The 20,020-nt window shown below is 70.9% G+C and carries 22 protein-coding genes; 10 read left to right on the forward strand and 12 right to left on the reverse strand.

Annotated features, from left to right (window positions below; translation table 11 throughout):
- Positions 1 to 11 precede the first annotated feature (11 nt).
- Positions 12 to 836 (reverse strand): class I SAM-dependent methyltransferase, encoded by an 825-nt coding sequence (locus T9R20_RS06095; protein ID WP_322411641.1) that lies wholly within the window; start codon positions 834 to 836, stop codon positions 12 to 14.
- A gap of 56 nt (positions 837 to 892) precedes the next feature.
- Here T9R20_RS06095 and T9R20_RS06100 point away from each other — a divergent pair, with 56 nt between their 5' ends.
- Positions 893 to 1,645, forward strand: coding sequence for a phosphoglyceromutase (locus T9R20_RS06100; RefSeq protein WP_322411642.1), 753 nt, complete (start codon positions 893 to 895; stop codon positions 1,643 to 1,645).
- A 62-nt stretch (positions 1,646 to 1,707) separates the two neighbouring features.
- On the opposite strand, the gene phoU is transcribed toward T9R20_RS06100, so the two are convergent.
- Entirely contained in the window at positions 1,708 to 2,391 is a 684-nt protein-coding gene (phoU, locus tag T9R20_RS06105) for a phosphate signaling complex protein PhoU (RefSeq protein ID WP_322411643.1), read from the reverse strand.
- Between the two features lie 175 nt (positions 2,392 to 2,566).
- Between phoU and T9R20_RS06110 the strand changes: the two genes are divergently transcribed.
- Positions 2,567 to 3,802: a sensor histidine kinase gene (locus T9R20_RS06110; protein WP_322411644.1), complete on the forward strand. Its 1,236-nt coding sequence runs from the start codon at positions 2,567 to 2,569 to the stop codon at positions 3,800 to 3,802.
- Entirely contained in the window at positions 3,799 to 4,482 is a 684-nt protein-coding gene (locus T9R20_RS06115) for a response regulator transcription factor (protein ID WP_322411645.1), read from the forward strand. The genes T9R20_RS06110 and T9R20_RS06115 overlap by 4 nt, the downstream gene beginning before the upstream one ends.
- Positions 4,483 to 4,501: 19 nt before the next feature.
- On the opposite strand, the gene T9R20_RS06120 is transcribed toward T9R20_RS06115, so the two are convergent.
- Positions 4,502 to 5,029 (reverse strand): DNA modification methylase, encoded by a 528-nt coding sequence (locus T9R20_RS06120; protein WP_322411646.1) that lies wholly within the window; start codon positions 5,027 to 5,029, stop codon positions 4,502 to 4,504.
- A gap of 164 nt (positions 5,030 to 5,193) precedes the next feature.
- On the opposite strand from T9R20_RS06120, the gene T9R20_RS06125 reads away from it, so the two are divergent.
- Positions 5,194 to 5,676: a CarD family transcriptional regulator gene (locus T9R20_RS06125; protein ID WP_124293803.1), complete on the forward strand. Its 483-nt coding sequence runs from the start codon at positions 5,194 to 5,196 to the stop codon at positions 5,674 to 5,676.
- Between the two features lie 16 nt (positions 5,677 to 5,692).
- Positions 5,693 to 6,895 (forward strand): 2-C-methyl-D-erythritol 4-phosphate cytidylyltransferase, encoded by a 1,203-nt coding sequence (ispD, locus tag T9R20_RS06130; RefSeq protein ID WP_322411647.1) that lies wholly within the window; start codon positions 5,693 to 5,695, stop codon positions 6,893 to 6,895.
- Positions 6,896 to 6,910: 15 nt separating this feature from the next.
- Here the strand turns inward: ispD and T9R20_RS06135 are convergent, their stop codons facing one another.
- Both T9R20_RS06135 and T9R20_RS06140 read right to left on the reverse strand, forming a co-directional pair.
- Positions 6,911 to 7,375: a GNAT family N-acetyltransferase gene (locus T9R20_RS06135; protein WP_322411648.1), complete on the reverse strand. Its 465-nt coding sequence runs from the start codon at positions 7,373 to 7,375 to the stop codon at positions 6,911 to 6,913.
- A 4-nt stretch (positions 7,376 to 7,379) separates the two neighbouring features.
- Positions 7,380 to 8,315 (reverse strand): DMT family transporter, encoded by a 936-nt coding sequence (locus tag T9R20_RS06140; protein WP_322411649.1) that lies wholly within the window; start codon positions 8,313 to 8,315, stop codon positions 7,380 to 7,382.
- An 81-nt stretch (positions 8,316 to 8,396) separates the two neighbouring features.
- Here T9R20_RS06140 and cysS point away from each other — a divergent pair, with 81 nt between their 5' ends.
- Both cysS and rlmB read left to right on the forward strand, forming a co-directional pair.
- On the forward strand, positions 8,397 to 9,803 hold the full coding sequence (cysS, locus tag T9R20_RS06145) for a cysteine--tRNA ligase (protein ID WP_322411650.1): 1,407 nt from the start codon (positions 8,397 to 8,399) through the stop codon (positions 9,801 to 9,803).
- A complete protein-coding gene (rlmB, locus tag T9R20_RS06150) occupies positions 9,796 to 10,797 on the forward strand; it encodes a 23S rRNA (guanosine(2251)-2'-O)-methyltransferase RlmB (RefSeq protein ID WP_322411651.1) in 1,002 nt (333 codons plus the stop codon). Before cysS ends, rlmB begins: the two co-directional genes overlap by 8 nt.
- A gap of 63 nt (positions 10,798 to 10,860) precedes the next feature.
- Here the strand turns inward: rlmB and T9R20_RS06155 are convergent, their stop codons facing one another.
- The 3 genes from T9R20_RS06155 to T9R20_RS06165 form a co-directional block, all read right to left on the reverse strand.
- Positions 10,861 to 12,288, reverse strand: a complete 1,428-nt coding sequence (locus tag T9R20_RS06155; RefSeq protein WP_322411652.1) for an amidohydrolase family protein — start codon at positions 12,286 to 12,288, stop codon at positions 10,861 to 10,863.
- 68 nt (positions 12,289 to 12,356) lie between these two features.
- On the reverse strand, positions 12,357 to 13,226 hold the full coding sequence (locus T9R20_RS06160; protein WP_322411653.1) for an NAD(P)-dependent oxidoreductase: 870 nt from the start codon (positions 13,224 to 13,226) through the stop codon (positions 12,357 to 12,359).
- The gene (locus T9R20_RS06165) at positions 13,223 to 14,605 is read right to left on the reverse strand and encodes a Xaa-Pro peptidase family protein (protein WP_322411654.1); all 1,383 of its coding nucleotides are present in this window, start codon (positions 14,603 to 14,605) and stop codon (positions 13,223 to 13,225) included. The genes T9R20_RS06160 and T9R20_RS06165 overlap by 4 nt, the downstream gene beginning before the upstream one ends.
- A 123-nt stretch (positions 14,606 to 14,728) precedes the next feature.
- Here T9R20_RS06165 and T9R20_RS06170 point away from each other — a divergent pair, with 123 nt between their 5' ends.
- Together T9R20_RS06170 and T9R20_RS06175 are read left to right on the forward strand one after the other, a co-directional pair.
- The gene (locus T9R20_RS06170; RefSeq protein ID WP_322411655.1) at positions 14,729 to 15,436 is read left to right on the forward strand and encodes an SDR family NAD(P)-dependent oxidoreductase; all 708 of its coding nucleotides are present in this window, start codon (positions 14,729 to 14,731) and stop codon (positions 15,434 to 15,436) included.
- A 17-nt stretch (positions 15,437 to 15,453) separates the two neighbouring features.
- On the forward strand, positions 15,454 to 16,164 hold the full coding sequence (locus T9R20_RS06175) for a helix-turn-helix domain-containing protein (protein WP_322411656.1): 711 nt from the start codon (positions 15,454 to 15,456) through the stop codon (positions 16,162 to 16,164).
- Here T9R20_RS06175 and T9R20_RS06180 read toward each other — a convergent pair.
- Positions 16,086 to 17,204 (reverse strand): zinc-dependent alcohol dehydrogenase, encoded by a 1,119-nt coding sequence (locus T9R20_RS06180; protein WP_322412117.1) that lies wholly within the window; start codon positions 17,202 to 17,204, stop codon positions 16,086 to 16,088. The two genes, T9R20_RS06175 and T9R20_RS06180, sit on opposite strands and share 79 nt — an antisense overlap.
- Before the next feature lie 5 nt (positions 17,205 to 17,209).
- Positions 17,210 to 17,566: a Dabb family protein gene (locus T9R20_RS06185; RefSeq protein WP_322411657.1), complete on the reverse strand. Its 357-nt coding sequence runs from the start codon at positions 17,564 to 17,566 to the stop codon at positions 17,210 to 17,212.
- Positions 17,567 to 17,703: 137 nt separating this feature from the next.
- Between T9R20_RS06185 and T9R20_RS06190 the strand changes: the two genes are divergently transcribed.
- On the forward strand, positions 17,704 to 18,729 hold the full coding sequence (locus T9R20_RS06190; protein ID WP_322411658.1) for a 2-dehydropantoate 2-reductase: 1,026 nt from the start codon (positions 17,704 to 17,706) through the stop codon (positions 18,727 to 18,729).
- On the opposite strand, the gene T9R20_RS06195 is transcribed toward T9R20_RS06190, so the two are convergent.
- Positions 18,722 to 19,405 carry a GntR family transcriptional regulator gene (locus tag T9R20_RS06195; RefSeq protein ID WP_322411659.1) on the reverse strand — a complete coding sequence of 228 codons (684 nt, stop codon included), beginning with the start codon at positions 19,403 to 19,405 and terminating at the stop codon, positions 18,722 to 18,724. The genes T9R20_RS06190 and T9R20_RS06195 overlap by 8 nt on opposite strands.
- Entirely contained in the window at positions 19,402 to 19,902 is a 501-nt protein-coding gene (locus tag T9R20_RS06200) for a VOC family protein (protein WP_322411660.1), read from the reverse strand. The genes T9R20_RS06195 and T9R20_RS06200 overlap by 4 nt, the downstream gene beginning before the upstream one ends.
- Positions 19,903 to 20,020: the final 118 nt, after the last annotated feature.

Raw genomic sequence — 20,020 nt, forward strand, 5'->3', positions numbered from 1 at the left:
CACGGTGACGGTCAACGCGGTGCGACCGCCGCCCACGGAACGGTCATCTCACCCAGGCGCCAGCGCCCGCGGTCGCGGACGTCCACACCACGGGCCCGCAGCGCGCGGAGGGCCCCCTCCCACCGCTGCACAGGGCCGAACGGGGCGAGGGCCGCGGCGCGGTCCCACTCGTCGTCCAGCGCCCGCAGCACGTCGTGGACCCTCTCACCGGGCACGTTCCGGTGGATGAGCGCCTTCGGCAGGCGTTCGGCGACGACGCCGGGCCGCTCGAGACCGGCGAGACGGAGCGAGACGGTGAGCGTCCGCGGGACCGCGGAATCGTCGACCGCGATCCAACTGGCGATCCGGCCCCGCTCGTCGCACGTGCCCTCCACCAGGACGCCGCCGGCCTGAAGCCGGGCGGCCATCCGCTCCCAGGCGCCGGCGACGTCGGTCTCGTCGTACTGCCGGAGGACGTTCATGGCACGGATGACCACGGGGCGGCGTCCGGCCGCGAGGGGAACCTCGAATCCGCCGCGGTCGAAGCGCACGCGGGCATCGGTGGCGAAAGAGGTCTCGCCGGAGCGCACCCGGGCGAGCTCCGCCCGGGCGGTCTCCACCCGGGCGGGGTCGATCTCGAGCCCGACGACCTCGGCGTCCGGGCGGACGCGGGCGACCCGTGACCACAGCTCGAGCGCCGTCCAGCCGCGGGCCCCGTAGCCGAGGTCGACGACGATGGGATCCTCCGAGCGTCGGAGGGCCGGGTGCCGGGCGATCCAGCGGTCCACGCGGCGGAGCCGGTTGGTGCCGGTCGTCCCCCGCGTGACGCGACCGATGGGAGCGGGTCCGCCGGTCATCCCTCCATGATGCCAGCGGGTTCGGGGGGCGTCGACGCGCTCAGTAGCATGAAGGTATGACCGAGCCCTCTACGCTGATCCTCCTTCGTCACGGCCAGAGCGAGTGGAACGAGCTCAACCTCTTCACCGGATGGGTGGATGTCCGCCTCACCGAGCAGGGCAAGGCCGAGGCCACCCGCGGCGGCCAGCTGCTGGCCGAGTCGGGGCTCGCTCCCGACATCCTCTACACCTCGGTGCTCAGCCGCGCGATCCAGACCGCGAACCTCGCCCTCGACGCCGCCGACCGGCTGTGGATCCCGGTGAAGCGGTCGTGGCGTCTGAACGAGCGCCACTACGGCGCCCTGCAGGGCAAGGACAAGGCGCAGACCCTGGCGGAGTTCGGTCAGGAGCAGTTCATGCTCTGGCGCCGTTCGTTCGACGTGCCGCCGCCGCCGCTGGACGACGACTCCGAGTTCAGCCAGGTCGGCGACCCGCGCTACGCGGGCATCGACGGCGAGGTGCCCCGCACCGAGTCGCTCGCGCTCGTGATCGACCGTCTGCTGCCGTACTGGAACAGCGACGTCGTCCCCGACCTCCAGACGGGCAAGACCGTGCTCGTCACCGCGCACGGCAACTCGCTGCGGGGCCTGGTGAAGCACCTCGAGGGCATCAGCGACGCCGACATCGCCGAGGTGAACATCCCCACCGGCATCCCGCTCGTCTACCGCCTCGACGAGAACCTCGTGCCCGAGGGCCCGGGGCAGTACCTCGACCCCGAGGCCGCCGCCGCCGGAGCGGCCGCCGTGGCTGCGCAGGGCGCCAAGAAGTAGAACCCCAGGACGCAGAACGGGCCCGCGAATCCGCGGGCCTGTTCTGTCGTTGTCGGGAGCGCTCAGGCGTTCGCCGCCTGCGCCGCCTCGAAGGCTTCGCCGTGGCTCGCCCAGTCGCCGGTGGCGAGGTAGATCATCTTCTTGCCGATCGAGACCGCGTGGTCGGCGAAACGCTCGTGGTAGCGGCTGGCGAGCGTGGCATCCACCGTCGCCGAGGCCTCACCCTCCCAGCTGTCGGAGAGCACCTTCTCGAACACGCTGACGTGGAGGTCGTCGATCTTGTCGTCGAGGTCGCGGATGCGGTCGGTGATCGTGAGATCGATCGTGCGCAGCAGCTCGGTCAGCAGCCGCGCCGCCTCGACGTCGAGCTGGCCCATCTTCGAGAACGTGGACTTCAGGCCCTTGGGGACGGCCCGCTCGGGGAAGCGCATGCGCGTGAGCTGGGCGATGTGCTCGGCGATGTCGCCCATGCGCTCGAGCGACGCGCTGACGCGCAGGGCGCTGACGACGATCCGCAGGTCGCGGGCGACGGGCTGCTGGCGGGCGAGGATCTCGATGGCCAGTTCGTCCAGCTCGACGGTCTTCTGGTCGATGACGAGGTCGGCGTCGATGACCTCCTCGGCCAGTGAGACGTCGCTGGAGCCGAAGGCGCGTGTCGCCTTGTCGATGGCCACCGTCACGAGCTCCGAGATCTCGACCAGACGCGCCTGCACGTCCTCCAGCGACTGATGGAACACTTCGCGCATCGCAGCACCTTTCCTCGTGATCGTCATCCGCGTCGGGCGGGCACGCGTAACCCCCGCGATTGTCGTCAGCGGAGGTTAACGAACGGTGCCCGAACGGTGAATAGTACCGGCCCCGCCCTCGCGGGGCCTTCCGCGGCGCCGGAGCGCTGCTGTCCGGCACTCTACGCTTGATCCCATGGACACGACGCAGCTCGCGCTGCTGGCCCTCCTCGCCGGGGTGGTCATGGGAGCACTTCTGAGCGCCATCGTCCTGGTCTCGATGCGGGCCCGCGATCGCCTCCGCGCCGCGGATTCCCGCGAGCTCCCCGAGGGCATGAGCGAGGTGCTCCACGGCATGGACGACCCGGCGGTGGTGGTCGACAACTCCTTCACCGTGCTGGCGGCGTCCACCTCGGCGGCGCCGTTCCACCTCACCGAGGGCTCGGCGCTCCCCGCCGACGAGCTGCGGGTGCTCGTGCGCAAGATGAAGGATGACGCCACCTCGGCGTCGTCGACCCTGCGCCTCCAACGTGGTGCCCCGCCGGCCGAGCCGCGGCTGGTGTCGGTGCGGGCGACGCGGATCTCTCCTCGCCTGACGCTGCTGGTGCTCCGCGACATCACCGAGCGCGAGCGGGTCGAGCAGATGCGGCGGGACTTCGTCGCGAACACCAGCCACGAGCTGAAGACCCCGGTGGGAGCGGTGAGTCTGCTCGCCGAGGCGATCGAGTCCGCCGCCGACGACCCCGACCAGGTGCGGGTCTTCGCCTCCCGGCTGACCGCCGAGGCGCACCGCCTGGCCCTCCTCACCTCACGGATCATGAACCTCTCCCGGCTGCAGTCGGCCGACGAGCTCTCCGAGGAGCGGAGCGTCTCGGTCGACGAGGTCATCGCCTCCGCCGTGGACGCCCACACCCTGCAGGCCGAATCCGCGGGGGTGACGCTCACGCGCGGCGGATCGCGCGGCCTCTACGTCCGCGGCGACGGTCAGATCCTCAGCGAAGCGGTCGGCAACCTCATCGCCAACGCGATCGCCTACTCCCCGAAGGGCTCGAGCGTCGGCGTCGGCGTCAAGGCCGTCGACGACATCGTCGAGATCGCCGTCGCCGACCGCGGCATCGGCATCCCCGAGGCCGACCAGGAGCGGATCTTCGAGCGCTTCTACCGCACCGACCAGGCGCGGTCGCGCCGCACCGGCGGAACCGGTCTCGGACTCGCCATCGTCAAGCACGCCGTGCAGCGCCACGGCGGGGAGGTGCGGCTGTGGTCGCGCCCCGGGAACGGCTCGACCTTCACGATCCGGCTGCCCCTGGTCGAACCTCCGCTGGACGATGCGCCCGGTCGCCGTCCTCGGCGCAAGCGCCACGCCTCCGCGCTCGGCCGCGCCGCGGCATCCGTCCCCTCCCGCCCCGTCCCGAACGGAGAACCCGAATGACCCGCGTCCTGCTCGTCGAAGACGAACCCGATCTGTCCGACCCGTTGGCCTACCTGCTGGGGCGCGAGGGCTACGAAGTCGAGATCGCCGAGGACGGGGCGCTCGCCCTCACCGCCTTCCGGGAGCGCGGAGCCGACATCGTGCTGCTCGACCTGATGCTCCCCGGCATGCCCGGGACGGAGGTCTGCCGTCAGATCCGGACCACCTCGGCCGTGCCGATCATCATGCTGACCGCGAAGGACTCGGAGGTCGACATCGTCGTCGGGCTCGAGCTCGGAGCGGATGACTACGTCACCAAGCCCTACTCCGCCCGCGAGCTGCTCGCGCGGATGCGCGCGGTGCTCCGCCGCCAGCAGCAGACCGATTCCGACCTGCAGGACCACGTGCTCGTCGGCGGGCGGGTGGTGCTGGACATCGACCGCCACACCGTCAGCGTCGACGACGAGCAGATCAACATGCCGCTCAAGGAATTCGAGCTGCTCGAGGTGCTCATGCGCAACGCGGGGCGCGTCCTCACTCGGGGTCAGCTCATCGACCGGGTGTGGGGGAGCGACTACTTCGGCGACACCAAGACGCTCGATGTGCACATCAAGCGGATCCGGTCGCGGATCGAGCAGAATCCGTCCGACCCGACGATGCTCGTCACGGTGCGGGGTCTCGGCTATCGGTTCGAGGGCTGAGCCGGGCGACCGGGGTCGGTCAGGAGGATTCCGGGACGAACGGCGCGAGGTAGTCCTGCTCGCCGTCGAGCACGGGGACATCGGCGATGACGGTCTCGCCGTCGCCGGACTGGAAGCTTGCGGGCACGTCGCTGCCCGGGAGCATCTCGATCCCTTCGAGGAGGATCGGGTCCTCACCGTCGACCCCGAGGCTGACGACGGTGTTCGCCGGCACGCGGACGGTCTCGGAGACGCCGCTGCCGGGCTCGCCGAACTCCATCGTCACGGTGTGGTTCTCGTCGGTCGAGTTCACGAAGGCACCCAGGAGGTTGCCCGCGGAGCCGTCCTCGTTCGCGACGATGAGCACGTTGCGGATCTGCACGGGTCCGCTCAGGGGGTCGATGATGATGCCGTCCGACGGGGCGTACTGGATGGTCGTCGCCTGCGTCGAGATGAAGGCGCATCCGCTCGCGCCGAGGAGAACAGCCGTGCCGAGGGCGCCGGCAGCCACGAGGCGCGCGGCGGTCCGGGAGCGTCCCGTGCCGAAAGTGCGGTTCAACGAAATCACGGATCCTCCCGGGACGGACGGCGGCAACCCTTGCATTCTATGGGGTGCGCCCGACCCGCACGGGCCACCCGGGAGGGAGTCGCGAGGAGAGGGCGCGGGCGGCCGGCGAACTCTAGCGTATGTCGCCTGTGGTATTCTGGACGTTGCCGAAAGGACATAACTCCATGCTTTTTGAGGTTGGCGAGACGGTCGTCTACCCCCACCACGGGGCAGCGACGATCGCGGAAGTGAAGACCCGCATCATCAAAGGCGAAGAGAAGGTCTATCTCAAGCTCCGCGTCACACAGGGCGACCTCACCATCGAGGTTCCCGCTGACAACGTCGACCTCGTCGGCGTCCGCGATGTGATCGGCAAGGAAGGCCTCGAGCGCGTCTTCGACGTCCTCCGCGCTCCCTTCACCGAAGAGCCCACGAACTGGTCGCGCCGCTACAAGGCGAACCTCGAGAAGCTCGCGTCGGGCGATGTCATCAAGGTCAGCGAGGTCGTGCGCGACCTGTGGCGCCGCGATCAGGACCGCGGCCTGTCGGCGGGCGAGAAGCGGATGCTCGCGAAGGCCAAGCAGATCCTCATCTCCGAGCTCGCGCTGGCGGAGAAGACCGACGAAGAGAAGGCCAGCGTCCTTCTCGATGAGGTGCTCGCCTCCTAGTCGCTAGCGTGGGGATGTGACCATCACCCCCGTTCCCCGCGTCGCGGTCATCGTCGTCGCCGCCGGTTCCGGCACCCGCCTGGGCGCAGGCCCGAAAGCGTTCGTCGGCCTCGACGAGCACACGATCCTCCGTCACGCGCTCGCACGGGTCTTCGAGGCCGCGCCCGCCCAGGTGGTGATCGTGGCACCGTCGGGTCTGGAGGGCAGTGCCCTCACCGACGCGATCGAGGCGGCGGGGGAGCGTCGTGATCTCGTCACGGTCGTCACGGGCGGGGATTCCCGGCAGGCGTCGGTCGCCGCGGGCATCCGGGCGCTCTGGGCCGACGTCGATCACGTCCTCGTCCACGACGCCGCACGCTGCCTCACTCCGCCCGAGGTCTTCGACCGCGTGATCGCCGCGCTCGAACTCGGGCACGCCGGCGCCGTCCCCGTGCTGCCGGTGATCGACACCATCAAGCGTGTCGAGGGCGACCTCATCGTCGGCGTCGTCGACCGCAGCGAGCTCGCCGCAGCGCAGACCCCCCAGGGTTTCCGCCGCGACATCCTCGAGACGGCCTATCGTGCGGCGACCGCGGAGTTCACCGACGACGCCGCCCTCGTCTCCGACGCCGGTCATACGGTCCTGGCGGTCGCCGGCGACGCCCGCGCGTTCAAGGTCACCACGCCGGCCGACCTCGAACGGGCCCGAGGCCTCGTCGCGGCCGCGCCGGTGGCTCACGTGCCCTCCTTCGGCTCTCCCGGCCCGGTCGCGCCGCGCGTGGGGATCGGCACCGACGTGCACGCCGTCGGCGGCGAGGGGACGCTGTGGCTCGCCGGGCTCGAATGGCCGGGCGAACCGGCCCTGTCCGGGCATTCAGACGGCGATGCCGTGGCCCACGCCATCGTCGACGCCCTCCTCGCGGCCGGAGGCCTCGGAGACATCGGCACCCACTTCGGCACCGATCGACCGGAGTTCGCCGGCGCGCACGCCGACGCGTTCCTCGCCCGCACCCGGGCGCTCCTCGCGGAGGCGGGCCTGCGCATCGGGAACGTCTCGGTGCAGGTCCAGGCCCGACGACCGCGTTTCGCCGCGCGACGAGCCGAAGCCGAGGCGGCGCTCTCGCGCGCGCTCGGGGGTGCGCCGGTGTCGGTGTCGGCGACGACGACGGACGGACTCGGATTCACCGGTCGCGGCGACGGTGTGGCCGCGTTCGCGGTCGCCCTCGTCCTGCCCGTGTGAACGACCCTCGGGGGATCACACCTCCCGGGTGAGGAAGACCGAGTGCGGGTCGAGGACGTACTCGCCGAACGGATCGCAGAACGCGAACCCCTCGCTGAGGTAGAGCGCTCGGGCCGGGGCGAATGCCGGTGCGGACCCCGTCTCCAGCCACAGCGATGACATGCCGAGCCCTCGGGCCCGCGCGATGAGACGGCGGAGGATCCGCCGACCGATCCCGCGGCCGCGGTACCCGTCGGCGACCCGCATGGACTTCAGCTCCCCGCGGTCGGGGTCCAGTCTCATCAGCGCACCGACGCCGGCGAGCGCGGCACCGTCCCACGCGCCCCAGAGCTCCACCGCCGGGTCGTCCAGCGCATCGGCTCCCCGGGCGTGCACACTTTCGGGCGGCGACAGCCGGTGCATGTCGCGCAGGTGCAGCTCGATGAGCTCGCGCACCGCGGGATCCCCGACCGTGGCCGGGCGCAGCACGATCTCGGACATCGCCCTAGCCTTCCACCGCGAAGGGTCGCGGATCGCGGGGCGTCCGGGAACCGCGCGCGAGGAGGGCGAGGCCGACCCCCAGAACGATGAGCCCCAGCACCGCGAGCGCCGAGAGGCGCTCGCCGAGGAGGGTGAGGCCGAGGATCGCCGCCGTCAGCGGTTCGCCCAGGGTGAGGGTGGCCGCGGTCGCTGCGGTGAGGCCCCCGAGGCCCCAGGTGAACAGCACGTAGGCGACGGAGATCGTGCCGAGACCGAGCCAGAGGGCCATGGCGAGCCCGACGGGCTCTCCGAGCCACGACACGTCCACGAACGGCAGAGCCGGAAACGACACCAGGGCGGCGCTCGCGCCCATGCCGGCGACGACGGTGAAGGGATCCCAGCCGGAGTCGAGGAGCCTGCGCTGCACGTTCGCGATGACCGCGAACGAGGCGGCGGCGCCGAGGGAGCCCAGGAGGCCCACCGGATCGGTCCCGCTGCTCCCGCCGACGTCGCCCCCGCCGATTCCGAGGAGGATGACGCCGATCGTCGCGGCGCCGGTCGCGAGCGCCCAGGTGGCCGTGGGCAGGCGTCGGGTCAGCAGCCATTCGAGCAGGCCCGCCAGCACCGGTGCCGAGCCGAGCGCCACCACCGTGCCGACCGCGACGCCGTTGCGCTCGGTGCCGAGGAAGAACAGCGGCTGATAGAGCGCCAGACAGATACCGGTGACGGTCATCAGCAGCAGGGGACGGATGCCCGGGCGCGGAGCGGGAGGTGCGTGCACCGGTCGTCGCCCGGCGTGACGGCGCGCGAGGACGCCCGCGAGGAGCGCGAGCCCGGTGCCGCCGATGACCATGCGCATGACGCCGATCGACAGCGGCGTGGTGTCGTCGGGACCCAGAGCCTGCGATGTGCCCGTCGTCCCGAACAGCACCGCGGCGGCGAGGACGGCGAGAACGTGCACCCTACAGTTCTACCGGCCCGCGGCGCGTGCACCCGACCGTTCCGGCGGGGGGCCGGCGGGCGCCGCCGGTAGGCTGGGTCGGTGACTCTCCGGCTCTACGACACCAAGGCGCAGTCCCTGCGCGACTTCGTGCCGCTCGACCCTTCCGAGATCACCGTGTACGTCTGCGGCCCGACCGTGCAGTCCGGGCCGCACATCGGTCACCTGCGCGGCGCGCTGAGCTTCGACATCCTCCGCCGGTGGCTGCGCCACCGCTACGGCCGGGTCACCTTCGTCCGCAACGTCACCGACATCGACGACAAGGTGCTGGCGAACGCGACGACCGACGAGTCGTGGTGGGCGCTGGCCTACCGCATGGAGCAGCAGTTCGCCCGCGCGTACGCCGAAATCGGCATCCTTCCTCCCACCTATGAACCGCGGGCGACCGGATCCATCCCGCAGATGCAGACCCTCATCGAGCGGCTCGTCCAGCGTGGTCACGCCTACGCGGCGGCCGGTGACGTGTACTTCGACGTGCGTTCCTGGCCGTCGTACGGCGACCTGACACGGCAGAGCCTGGACGCGATGGAGCCGGCCGCCGACGCCGACCCCCGCGGCAAGCGCGACCCTCGCGATTTCGCCCTCTGGAAGGGTGCGAAGGACGGCGAACCTGAATCCGCGACGTGGGAGTCGCCCTGGGGCCCCGGGCGCCCCGGCTGGCACATCGAGTGCTCGGCGATGTCGCGGCGCTACCTCGGCCCGTCGTTCGACATCCACGGCGGTGGACTGGATCTGCGCTTCCCCCACCACGAGAACGAGCTCGCGCAGTCGGCTGCCGCCGGCGACGACTTCGCCCGCTACTGGGTGCACAACGGCCTCGTGACCGTCGGCGACCAGAAGATGTCGAAGTCGCTCGGGAACTACCTCCTCGCCGCCGACGTGCTCGCCGAGCGCGACCCGCTCGTGGTGCGCTACGCGCTCGCCGCCGCGCACTACCGCTCGAGCCTGGACATCACCGCCTCCAGCTTCGACGAGGCCGCGGCCGCCGTCGAGCGCATCCGCTCCTTCCTCGAGCGCGCGGCTCGCACGCTCGCGCGCCCCGACGACGACACGGTCGTCACCGCGACCGTCCCCGACGCGTTCGCGGCCGCGATGGACGACGACCTCAACGTCCCGCAGGCGCTCGCCGTGATCCATGAGCGGGTGCGGCAGGGCAATGCTGCGCTGGACGCGGGGGAGAAGGATGCCGCGCGCGCGGCGTGGGCCGATGTCGCCGTGTCGGTGGGCATCCTCGGCATCGATCCGGAGGATCCCCGCTGGCGCGTGGGCGGCGGGGCGGAAGCCGCGGCCCTCGATGCGCTGGTGCACACGATGATCGCCGAACGCGCACGGGCGCGCGCGGAGAAGGATTGGGCGAGCGCGGATCGCATCCGCGACGCGATCGCCGCAGCAGGCGTGGTCCTCGAGGACACCGCCGACGGAACGCATTGGAGTCTGGACAATGGCTAAGCCGGGAAACCCCGCCGCCGGGCGCGGCAAGAAGAAGGGCGCCACCAAGGGCTCGGGCGGGAAGAACCGCCGCTCGCTCGAAGGTCGCGGTCCGACACCGAAGGCCGAGGATCGCGCCTGGCACCCCGCCGGCAAGCGCAAGGCGGCCGCCGAGCGGTATGCGGCTGCGGGCGGCAAGGGGCGTCCGAGCGGATCGGGCACGACCGCCTCCCGGCGGGGGGCGCCGAAGAAGGACGAAGACACCGAGAACGTCACCGGTCGCAACTCCGTGCTCGAAGCCCTCCGGGCGAAGATCCCGGCGACCGCGCTGTACATCGCGCAGCGGGTCGAGATGGACGACCGGGTGAAGGAGATGCTCGCGATCGCGACGCATCGCGAGATCCCGGTGCTGGAGGTCACCCGGCCCGAGCTCGACCGGATGGCGGGGTTCGACGGTGTGCATCAGGGAGTGGCGCTGAAGGTGCCGCCCTATGAGTACGCCCACCCGCAGGACCTCCTGGAGAAGATCGTCGACAGTGGACAGACCCCCTTGCTGGTGGCGCTGGACGGCATCACCGACCCCCGCAACCTCGGCGCGATCATCCGCTCCACCGCGGCATTCGGCGGTCAGGGCATCCTCGTACCCCAGCGGCGCTCGGCCGGAGTGAACTCGGCGGCGTGGAAGACCAGCGCGGGGGCGGCCGCGCGGGTGCCGGTCGCGCTCGCGGCGAACCTCACCACCACGCTGAAGGAATTCAAGAAGCAGGGCGTGTTCGTGCTCGGCCTCGACGGCGGCGGAGACGTCGCCCTGCCCGACCTGCAGCTCGCCGACCGGCCGGTCGTGATCGTCGTGGGGTCGGAGGGCAAGGGTCTGTCGCGGCTCGTGACCGAGACCTGCGATCAGATCGTCTCGATCCCGATCTCCGCGGCCGCGGAATCCTTGAACGCCGGCATCGCGGCATCCGTCGCCCTCTACCAGGTGGCGACGTTGCGGACAGCGAAGAAGACAGCATGACTGCGGGCGGCGTCCGGCTTCGTCGAGACGCCGCCCGCAGGGCACTTCAGGCTCGGCAGCCCATCACTTCTTGTACTGGTAGGGGTTGTAGAGCACCTCGACCTCGGGGATCTCGGGGTGCATCCCCGCGACCCAGTCGTCGCCGACCTCGCGCTCGAGGTACGAGACGGTGTCGTCGAGCTTCGCCTTGACGCCCGGCAGGTCGCCGGCGATCAGCCGCCCCTCGGCCTTGACGACCTCGCCGCCGACGAGCACGGTGTGCACGTCGCCGCGCTGGGCCTGGTAGACCACCTGGCCCCAGGGGTTCACCAGCGGGGCCCACGTCGCCGAGTGCTCGTTCTTCAGCAGCACGACATCGGCGAGCTTGCCCTTCTCGAGCGAGCCGATCTCGCCGTCCTTGCCGAGCGCCTGCGCGCCGCCGCGGGTGGCCATGTGCACGACGTCCTCCGCGCGGAGCTTCACGTGGGTGACGGTCTCGGCCGGCTCGAGCTGGTGAGCGAGGTAGTGCTCGAGGGCGCGGTCGGCGTTGACGGTCGCCCGCATCGCCGAGAACAGGTCGGCGCTGAACCACACACTGGTGTCGACCGAGAGAGAGGTGGGGATGCCGTACTTGCGCAGCTGGTGCACGGGCGGGTAGCCCTGGCCGCACGTGTCCTCGGACTCGGTGGCGAGGGAGACGTTGCCTCCGGTCGCGGCGATCTTCTGATACGAATCCGCCGACAGCGTCGCGGCGTGGACGTAGGTGAACCCCTCGTCCATGACCCCGGCGGCGTAGGCGTTGCGGATCCCCCAGTCGTTGGTCGCGCCCCAGACGCCCGCGTGGGTGGTGACCCGCAGACCCAGGTCCTTCGCGACGCGGTAGGCGGCGAGCTCGGGGAAGTTCTCGTCCTGGTTCGGCACGTCGAAGGCGATCTGGGTGCCGAACATGCGCGCGTCGTCGCGTGAGGCGGTGAGGATCTTCTGCACCTCGGGGTCGGCGGTCCACTCCCACGGCGAGACGTGGATGTTGCCGTAGGCGAAGACGAATCGCCCGGGCGAGGTGGCCAGGGCCTCGTACGCCGCCCAACCGTGGTCGGGCGTGCGCAGGCCGTGCGACCAGTCGACGCTCGTCGTCACCCCGGATTCCACGGCGTCCAGGGCAGAGATGAGATTGCCGGCGGCGTAGTCCTGGGGGCGGAACTTCGCGCCGTGCTGCAGGTAGTACCAGACGAAATACTGCGTGAGGGTCCAGTCGGCGCCGTAGGCGCGCATGGCGGTCTGCCACATGTGCCGGTGGGTGTCGACCATCCCGGGCATGAGGATCCCGCCGGTGGCGTCGATCTCGAAGGTGTTGTCGGGGACGGAGAGATTCGTGCCGACCTCGGCGATGGTGCCGTCGACGACGAGGACGTCGCCGTCGGGGATCACGGTGTGGGTGTCGTCCATGGTCAGGACGATGCCGTGACGGAACACGATGGGCTGGCCGCTCTGCGGCAGCGGGGTTTCAGGCATTTGCGCTCATCCTCCTTGACGGGCGGTTCGTTGCGGTGGTGGGTCGAAGCGGTGCGGGATGTCGGGTCTCAGCTCGGCCGGCGTCTGCTCACCTCCGCGATGGCGGACCAGTCCAGGTCCTTCAGGTCGGGATCGGCCAGGGCGCGATCGAACACGGAGATGAGGGCGGGAAGGGTGGCGGGGTCGACGTCGACGGACGCGGCGACCTGCTCGGCGAGATCGAGGTCCTTCCGACCGAGGGCGATGTGGAAACCCGGCGGGTCGTACGCGCGCTCGGCGATGATCCGGCCGTAGCCGGTGTAGACGACGCCGCCGAACAGCGTCTCGGCGAGCAGCCGGGTGAACTGCGCGGGATCCACGCCGAGCCGCTCCGTCATCGCCACGGTCTCGCCGATCGCCTGCATGGCGTGGATGATGTTGTAGTTCACCGCCGCCTTCACCGCGTTCGCCACGGCCGGGCGCGTTCCCAAGCGCCAGGTGCGGGCGCCGAGCACGTCGAGCAGGGGGGCGACGGTGTCGACGGCGTCGGTGGGGCCGGCGGCGAGGATGTTGAGCTTCCCCTCGGCGGCCACGGCGGGGCGCCCGAGCACCGGGGCTCCGACGTAGCGGGCGCCGACCGCGCCGAACCGGGTGTCGAGCTCTTCCGCGAGGGCGGGGCTGATCGACCCCATGGCGACGTGGACGCCGTCACGGGCGCGGCCGATGGCCTCGTCGGTGAGGACGTCGGTCATCGCGGCGTCGTCGGCGAGCATCGAGAACGACACGTCGGCGGCGAGGGCCTCGGCCGCCGACGCGGCCGCCCGGCCGCCGCGTTCGACCAACCGGGCCACGGCGTCCGGCGAACGGTTCCACAGCACGACGTCGTGTCCGGCGTCGACGAGGCGACCGGCCATGCCGGAGCCCATCGAGCCGAGGCCCAGGAATGCGATGGTGCTCACGCTTCGCCGCGCCCCCAGACGGTGTTCAGGTGGGATTGGGCGTCGCGGTTGAGGTTCAGGGGCCCATCGATCGTGTAGTAGCGGCGGCCTGCGACGATGAGCTCTTCGGCGGGGAACTTGGTGATGACCTCGCAGCCGTCGGCGGTGACGACGACTTCTTCCTCGATGCGGGCGGCGCCCCAGCCGTCGGCGGCGGGCCAGTAGGTCTCGAGGGCGAACACCATGCCTTCTTCGAGGGTCTCGGGGTGGTCGAACGAGGTCAGGCGGGAGAAGATCGGCTTCTCCCAGATCGACAGGCCGACACCGTGGCCGTACTGCAGGGCGAACGCGGCCATCTCGTCGGGGAACCCGAACTCCTCCGCCTTCGGCCACACCGCGACGATGTCGGCGGTTGTGGCGCCGGGCCTGACGAGGGCGATGGCGCGGTCCATGTACTCGCGGGCCCGGGTGTAGGCGTCCTTCTGCGCGGGGCTGGCGGACCCGACGGCGAAGGTGCGGTAGTAGCAGGTGCGGTAGCCGTTGTAGCTGTGCAGGATGTCGAAGAACGCGGGGTCCCCCGGCCGGATCAGCCGGTCGGAGAACACGTGCGGGTGGGGGGAGCAGCGTTCCCCGGAGATCGCGTTGACCCCTTCGACGTACTCCGACCCGAGGTCGTACAGGGTCTTCGCGACCACACCCACCGCCTCGTTCTCGCGGACGCCCGGGCGCAGGAACCGGTACAGCTCCTCGTACGCGGCGTCCACCATCGATGCCGCCTGGGTGAGCAGGCGGATCTCATCATGGGTTTTGATGCGGCGCGCCTCCATGAACACCTGCTGCCCGTCGACGACCTCGATCCCCTCCCGCTGCAACGCCAGCAGCACCGGCATCTCGACCACGTCCACACCGAGCGGCTCACCCGCGAGCCCGAACCTCTCCAGCTCCCGCTTGATCTTGCGGGCCACATCCCCGGCCAGGTCCGCATCCGGCGGGAACGCCCCCCGCAGCGTCGAGATCCCCGCCCGCGCGCCGCTTTCCAGCCGGGGCCGCTTCGCGCCCTCGTGCGGGGCGTGCGGGTCCGCGTCCGCCTCAGCGGTGGTGACATCCAGCCACGGGTTGTACAGCGCATGGTGCTTGGCCGCCGACCCGAAATCCCACACGATCGGATCGGTCTTCCGGGTCAGCAGCGCGAACCGGATCAGCTTGTCCATCGCCCACGTGCCGATATGGGTGCCGCTCATGTACCGGATGTTGGAGAAATCGAACGCCAGCACGGCCCCGAGGCTCGACCGGTCCAACTCGGCGTGAAGTCTGGCCAGCCGCGCATCCCGCAACCGCTCCATGTCGACGCGCTCTTCCCAGTCGACCGCCGCAGGACCCGTCGTGCCGGTGCTCTTCATCGAGTGTTCCCCTTCGCCGGCGAGGGTGTCTTGACTTCACCGCTCGCGTCGAGTTGACTTCCCCAGTAAAGCTCTACTGGACACAGTTGTCCAGTGTTGCTTCCGACATCGCGAGGAGGAGATGTGAGCGGACGCACCATCGTCGTCGTCGGAGGAACCTCCGGCATCGGGCGGGAGATCGCAGCGGACTGCGTGCGACGCGGCGACGGGGTGGTGATCACCGGTCGTGACCTCGGGCGCACCGAGGCGGTCGCCGCCGAGCTCGGCCCCGGTGCCCGCGGCGTCGCCCTGGACATCTCCGAGCCCCACACGATCGCCGACAGCCTGTCGTCCGTGGACAGGGTGGACGGACTCGTCCTCGCCGCCATCGAGCGGGACGCCAACACCATCCGCGATTACGACATCGACCGCGCCATCCGGCTCACGACCCTGAAGCTCGTCGGCTACGCCGCGACCGTGCGGGCGCTGCTGGATCGCATGCCCGTCTCGGCCGACACCGGGATCGTGCTGTTCGGCGGCCGTGCCAAAGACCTGCCCTACCCCGGATCCACGACGGTGTCCACGATCAACGGCGGGGTCACGGGCCTCATCAACACCCTCGCCCTCGAGCTCGCCCCGATCCGCGTCAACGCCCTCCACCCCGGCATCATCGGCGACAGCCCGTTCTGGGCCTCCAAGCCCGCCGGGGTCCTCGAGCAGTACGAGCGCCACACACCCGGGGGACAGCTGGCCACGATGGCCGATGTCGTGGATGCCACGCAGTTCCTGCTGCGCAATCGCGGCGTCTCTGCGGTCAACCTCCCTGTGGACCGTGGCACGGCACTGCTCTGACCAGCGAGAATCAGGGGATGGCTGACACTCTCGGAGCCCGCATCCGCGCCGCGCGCGTGAGTCGTGGGCTGAGCCTGCGGTCGGTCGCCCAGTCGCTGGGGGTCTCTGCGAGCCTGGTGTCGCAGGTGGAGATCGGCAAGACCCAGCCGTCGGTCTCGACGCTGTACGCCATCGCCAACCACCTCGGGGTCTCGCTCGACGAGCTGGTCGGCGGCGCGGCGGCGTCCGCTCCCGCCGGTGCGATCGCCGATGCGGCGGCATCCGCGATCCAGCGGGCGGCCGAGAACCCGGCGATCGAGATGGAGAACGGCGTCCGGTGGGAGCGCCTGGCAGGGCAGCCGGGGGGGCCGGCCGATGCGCTCCTGGTCACCTACCAGCCGGGTGCGAGCAGCTCGATCGAGGGCAAGCTCATGCGGCACGCCGGCACCGAGTACGCGTACCTGCTCGAGGGGGAGCTGACCCTCCAGCTCGAATTCGACACCCATGTCCTGCGCGCAGGGGATTCGCTGCACTTCGACTCCACGAGGCCCCACCTGTTCTCCAACCGGGCCGAGGCGCCCGCACGCGGGGTGTGGTTCGTCGTCGGCCGGCGCCAGCATCACCAGGAGATGCCCGTCGCACCCGGATACGACGACGCCGAGGCCGGCGGTCAGCCCGCCGCGGCCCCGTCGTCGGCGGTCGACGTGCTGCGGGCAATGGAGGGAATGGCAGACCCCGCGACGCGGTGACGGGCGCTCCGCGGGGCGTCGATCCACGGGTCGACGAGCGTCTTGATCTGGCGGGGCCCACCGTCGAGCAGCGGGCGGAGCGCCGCCTGTTCGACATCCTCCAGCGGCACGACGGTCCGGGCGACGTCCGACCAGTCCTCGCGTGTGGCGAGGAGTCTCACCGCCTCGGGGATGTCGTCGGCGAAGACGTGGGCGACCGTCCCGACGATGGTGTACTCGCGGAGGGTGAACGACCCGAGGGGCAGGGCGGGCTCGCCGCGCTGGATGCCGACCGGCAGGATGGTCGCGCTCGGGCATGCGGCGCCCAGCACCTGGGCGAGTCCCTCGGGGCTCCCCGAGACCTCGAAGAACACCTCCGGCTCGAGTCCGGCGGCCGCGATCGCGGCGGTGAGCTCGGTCGTCCGGGCGTTCTGTGCGGCGAAGGCGCCGAGGCGACGGGCGAGCTCGAGCCTGTCGTCGTTGCGGTCGAGGACGAGTACACGCGCGCCGGTGCTGGCGGCGGCGAAGGCGATGAAAGCGCCGATGCCGCCGGCGCCGACCACCACCGCGTCCTGCCCCGCCCGCAGGCCGCTCCGCCGCACCGCGTGCACCGCGATGGCCATCGGCTGTGCGAGCCCCAGCGTGTCCGTGGTCAGTCCCGTGTCGCTGACGTCGAGGACGATCGCCGCCGGGGCGACGACATAACCGGCGAGGCCCCCGTCGCGGTGGAAGCCGAGCGTGCGGTAGGTGCGGCAGAGGTTCGTCCGTCCGGCACGGCAGGGTGCGCACCGGCCGCATGACACTCCCGCGCCGCAGACCACGGTGGCCCCCGGAGCGAGGCCGTCGACGTCCGGGCCGATCGCCTCGACCGTGCCGACGAACTCGTGGCCGAGCACGACCGGCGGCTCGGCGAGCACCTTCCCCCGTCCGAACTCCGTGGCATCCGACCCGCACACACCGCACACTTCGACCCGGATGAGCACCTCGTCGGGGCCGGGAGTGGGGATCGGCCGGTCTTCGACGCGCAGATCGCCGACCGCGTGGAGAACGGCGGCGCGCATGGTCGTCACGTCAGAGTGCCCGCTGTCAGGGGGAGCTGCACGGCCGACCGATCGGCGACGATCGGGCCGAGGTGATCGCGGTACACCTCCGAGTGCAGCGGATGGTCCAGGTACGCATCGAGGGCGGCGGCGTCGTCCACCACGGCGGCGACGGCGAAGTCGGCGCCCCCGGGCCGGAGGTGCAGGTTCGCGCCCGCCACGTACGACCGCAGCACGTCGATGCCCTCGGCCATGCGGTTCAGCGCCTCCGTCAGCGCGGCGACGCGCTCGTCGGAGACGCCGTCGACCCATCGGAACGTGACCAGGTGCAGGATCATGGGGTTCTCGCTCTCCTCGTCGAAAGCCGGAGCATTGTCCAGCATCAGCGGACGACGCTCTCACGCTAGACCGACCCGGTGCTGGGGGCAAGCCGACTGTACACTCTGGCTTGATAGACACTGGTGTGAGAGACACACAGACCGTCGGGCATCGCCGCCCGGCGCCGAATCCGGGAGGAACCATGGTCGGTCCCCGCGTCGCCGTCGTCGGAGCGGGCGCGAACGGTGCCTCGATCGGAGCCGATCTGCACGGGGCAGGGGTCGATGTGACGCTGGTCGAGCAGTGGCCCGTCCACGTCGAGACCATCCGGTCCGAGGGGCTCCGGATCCTCACGCCCGAGGACGAGCTGCACGTGCGCCCGCACATCATCCATCTCTGCGAGGTCGCCGAGCTGCGCGCGGGTTTCGATGTCGTCCTGCTGGTGATGAAGGCCTACGACGCGGGGTGGGCGAGTCGACTGATCGCGCCCTACCTCGCCTCCGACGGCGTGATGGCGGCGGTGCAGAACGGGATGACGGCCGACGCCGTCTCGGCGGCGGTCGGCGTCTCGCGGGCCGTCGGCGCCGTCATCGAATGCTCCGCCACGATGACCGATCCCGGGGTGGTGCACCGGCACACGCCACGGGAGCGGTCGTGGTTCGCCGTCGGGCCCCTGCCCGGCGGCGCCGAGCGGATCGAGCCCGTGGCCGATCTGCTGGCGCTGTCGGGGACGGTGGCGCGGGTCGACGACATCCTCAGTGCCAAGTGGATGAAGCTCGTCAGCAACTGCACTCTTCTCGTGACCTCGGCGATCCTCGGCCTGCCGATGCTCGATGCCCTGCACCAGCCCGGCTTCCGCGACGTGATGGTGGCGGCCGGGAACGAGGCGCTCGCCGTCGGCGGGGCCCTGGGGTACCGGACGCTCCCGATCTTCGGCCTCGAACCGGGCGACCTCGACGACCCGCGGGGAGTGGTCGAGGTCATGACCGATCGTCTCTTCGCCGGCTTCGTCGTGCCCGGCGCGACGACCACCGTGCTGCAGGACTGGCGAAAGGGCCGGCACAGCGAGGTCGACGACCTCAATGGCGAGGTCGTCCGCCGGGGTGCCGGGCTTGCGATCCCGACGCCGGTCAACGCGCTCATCACCGACATCGCGCACCGGATCGAACGGCGTGAGCTCGAGCCCGCGGTCTCTCACCTCGGGATGCTGCGGGCCGCGGTCAGCTGAGCGGCTCGGGGGCGAAGATCCCGGGGTTCCGGCCCAGCTGGCGCCGCGTGCGCCGGATGTGGCCGGCGAGGACGCGCTCGGCCTCCTCGGTGTCGCCGTCCTGGAGGGCGGCGACGATGAGATGGTGCTCCTCGTGTGCGATGCGCCGCGAGTCCTCCGCCCACGACGCCACGTACGCCCGGCGGTAGGGGGCGGTGATGTTCCAGAGCCTGCCGACCAGCTCGCCGAGATGGGCGGTGCGGGCGGCGCCGTAGCTGCGGAGGTGGAACGCCGTGTCCAGTTCGAGGAACGCGTCGGTGTCGGCGCCGACCTGACTGATCCGCGCGGCGAGGGCGCCGAGCTCCGCGATCGCCTGGGAGGTCAGCAGCGGCGCGCTGTAGCCGAGCAGCAGCGGCTCGAGCCGCTCGCGCATCCGGTAGATCTCCTCGCATTCGGCGAGGGTGAGTCGCGCCACCCAGGCTCCGGAGTTGGGGACGACCGTGATGAGCCCCTCGTACTCGAGCTGGCGGATCGCCTCTCTGACCGGCACCCGGCTCGCGCCGAACTGCTCGGCGAGATCCTCCTGACGGATGCGGGTTCCCGGCGGGAAAGTCCCCTGCACGATTCCCTCGCGCACACGCTCGGCAACCCGCGCCCCCGCGTCGCCGTCGCGGCTTCGCACATCCGTCGCGCTCATTCGCCCGGCCTCGCCGGGTGCCACAGCAGCGTCTCGGCCTCGCTCTCGTACGCCTTCCCGCCGGGGAAGCTCACCAGCTCGAGCTGCAGCCCCCACGGGGCGCGGAAGTACAGCCACGTCTGACCCGCGCTCGCACCCGCACTCGCGACGGGCTCTCCCATGATCTCCACGTCGTGCGCACGGAGGTGGGCGATCGCGGCATCCATGTCGTCGACGTATATCGCGAGGTGATGACCGCCGATGTCGCTGTTGCGCGGCGGCGGCCCCTGGCCGTCCGCGGCGTCGTAGGCGAAGACCTCGAGGTTGGTCCCGTGCCCGAGCCGGTAGAAGCGGATCTGTCGGATCTCGGTCCTCGGATGGACTCCCAGCTGCACGGCCATCCAGTCGTCATCCGCGCGCTTGGGACCCAGGCGGTAGACCGGCACCGCGCCCAGCACCTCGACGAGGAAGTCCTCGGCCTCGTCGAGGTCGGGCACCGTGATGCCGATGTGGTCCATCCCCCGCATCCCGGGTATGCCTCGCACCATCGCGTTCACCTTCCGTTTGGATCCAGGATGCCACCTGTGGCGGTGATCTACCAGGAGAACCATGCCCGATCCCTTGCCATTGGATCCA

This window comes from Microbacterium invictum (assembly GCF_034421375.1).
Classification (GTDB): Bacteria; Actinomycetota; Actinomycetes; order Actinomycetales; family Microbacteriaceae; genus Microbacterium; species Microbacterium invictum_A.

Bases quoted from the DNA above. Each gene is read 5' to 3' on its own strand.
- T9R20_RS06095 (WP_322411641.1), bottom strand. From the start codon at position 836: ATGACCGGCGGACCCGCTCCCATCGGTCGCGTCACGCGGGGGACGACC.
- T9R20_RS06100 (WP_322411642.1), top strand. From the start codon at position 893: ATGACCGAGCCCTCTACGCTGATCCTCCTTCGTCACGGCCAGAGCGAG.
- phoU (WP_322411643.1), bottom strand. From the start codon at position 2,391: ATGCGCGAAGTGTTCCATCAGTCGCTGGAGGACGTGCAGGCGCGTCTG.
- T9R20_RS06110 (WP_322411644.1), top strand. From the start codon at position 2,567: ATGGACACGACGCAGCTCGCGCTGCTGGCCCTCCTCGCCGGGGTGGTC.
- T9R20_RS06115 (WP_322411645.1), top strand. From the start codon at position 3,799: ATGACCCGCGTCCTGCTCGTCGAAGACGAACCCGATCTGTCCGACCCG.
- T9R20_RS06125 (WP_124293803.1), top strand. From the start codon at position 5,194: ATGCTTTTTGAGGTTGGCGAGACGGTCGTCTACCCCCACCACGGGGCA.
- T9R20_RS06135 (WP_322411648.1), bottom strand. From the start codon at position 7,375: ATGTCCGAGATCGTGCTGCGCCCGGCCACGGTCGGGGATCCCGCGGTG.
- rlmB (WP_322411651.1), top strand. From the start codon at position 9,796: ATGGCTAAGCCGGGAAACCCCGCCGCCGGGCGCGGCAAGAAGAAGGGC.
- T9R20_RS06155 (WP_322411652.1), bottom strand. From the start codon at position 12,288: ATGCCTGAAACCCCGCTGCCGCAGAGCGGCCAGCCCATCGTGTTCCGT.
- T9R20_RS06165 (WP_322411654.1), bottom strand. From the start codon at position 14,605: ATGAAGAGCACCGGCACGACGGGTCCTGCGGCGGTCGACTGGGAAGAG.
- T9R20_RS06175 (WP_322411656.1), top strand. From the start codon at position 15,454: ATGGCTGACACTCTCGGAGCCCGCATCCGCGCCGCGCGCGTGAGTCGT.
- T9R20_RS06180 (WP_322412117.1), bottom strand. From the start codon at position 17,204: ATGCGCGCCGCCGTTCTCCACGCGGTCGGCGATCTGCGCGTCGAAGAC.
- T9R20_RS06185 (WP_322411657.1), bottom strand. From the start codon at position 17,566: ATGCTGGACAATGCTCCGGCTTTCGACGAGGAGAGCGAGAACCCCATG.
- T9R20_RS06190 (WP_322411658.1), top strand. From the start codon at position 17,704: ATGGTCGGTCCCCGCGTCGCCGTCGTCGGAGCGGGCGCGAACGGTGCC.
- T9R20_RS06195 (WP_322411659.1), bottom strand. From the start codon at position 19,405: ATGAGCGCGACGGATGTGCGAAGCCGCGACGGCGACGCGGGGGCGCGG.
- T9R20_RS06200 (WP_322411660.1), bottom strand. From the start codon at position 19,902: ATGGACCACATCGGCATCACGGTGCCCGACCTCGACGAGGCCGAGGAC.